Raw genomic sequence first — 1,096 nt, 5'->3', positions numbered from 1 at the left:
TTGGTGCCTTCGGGAACTGTGAGACAGGTGCTGCATGGCTGTCGTCAGCTCGTGTTGTGAAATGTTGGGTTAAGTCCCGCAACGAGCGCAACCCTTATCCTTTGTTGCCAGCGATTCGGTCGGGAACTCAAAGGAGACTGCCGGTGATAAACCGGAGGAAGGTGGGGATGACGTCAAGTCATCATGGCCCTTACGGCCAGGGCTACACACGTGCTACAATGGCGCATACAAAGAGAAGCGACCTCGCGAGAGCAAGCGGACCTCATAAAGTGCGTCGTAGTCCGGATCGGAGTCTGCAACTCGACTCCGTGAAGTCGGAATCGCTAGTAATCGTAGATCAGAATGCTACGGTGAATACGTTCCCGGGCCTTGTACACACCGCCCGTCACACCATGGGAGTGGGTTGCAAAAGAAGTAGGTAGCTTAACCTTCGGGAGGGCGCTTACCACTTTGTGATTCATGACTGGGGTGAAGTCGTAACAAGGTAACCGTAGGGGAACCTGCGGTTGGATCACCTCCTTACCTGAAGATACTTTCCCGCGTAGTGCTCACACAGATTGTCTGATAGAAAAGTAACGAGCAGAAAAAACCTCTACAGGCTTGTAGCTCAGGTGGTTAGAGCGCACCCCTGATAAGGGTGAGGTCGGTGGTTCAAGTCCACTCAGGCCTACCAAATTTGCACTCATGCGGCGTTAAGTACTCGGTCGTTTAGTTAACTAAACTTTCCTCCTACTTGCCTTGCCTGAGCACAAATTGCATTTTCTCCTTTCTTAAAGGAAAGGGGCGAATAACTCTACGGAGTTGGTACTGGAAAGGTTTACTGCACGACTGTATGGGGCTATAGCTCAGCTGGGAGAGCGCCTGCCTTGCACGCAGGAGGTCAGCGGTTCGATCCCGCTTAGCTCCACCATATTGTCTGTTTTTCAATACTTCAGAGTGTACTGGCAACAGTATGCTGCGAAGTATTATGCTCTTTAACAATCCGGAACAAGCTGAAAAATTGAAACGACATACTGTTTTCATTCTCCGTAATAAGAATGAAGCACGGTATGTTCGAGTCTCTCAAATGCTTGCAACTGACATCCGTCTTTCGGGA

General features: G+C 50.2%; 2 tRNA genes and 1 rRNA gene. All 3 read left to right on the top strand.

Annotated features, from left to right (window positions below):
- Window positions 1–522, top strand: a 16S ribosomal RNA gene (locus tag IBT46_RS27025); the annotation flags it as partial.
- Between the two features lie 74 nt (window positions 523–596).
- Window positions 597–673, top strand: a tRNA-Ile gene (locus tag IBT46_RS27020).
- A gap of 161 nt (window positions 674–834) precedes the next feature.
- A tRNA-Ala gene (locus IBT46_RS27015) sits at window positions 835–910 on the top strand.
- Window positions 911–1,096 lie beyond the last annotated feature (186 nt).

The organism is Erwinia sp. S38 (assembly GCF_016624545.1).
Classification (GTDB): Bacteria; Pseudomonadota; Gammaproteobacteria; order Enterobacterales; family Enterobacteriaceae; genus Erwinia; species Erwinia coffeiphila.
This window is presented reverse-complemented; position numbering and strand designations above follow the sequence as displayed.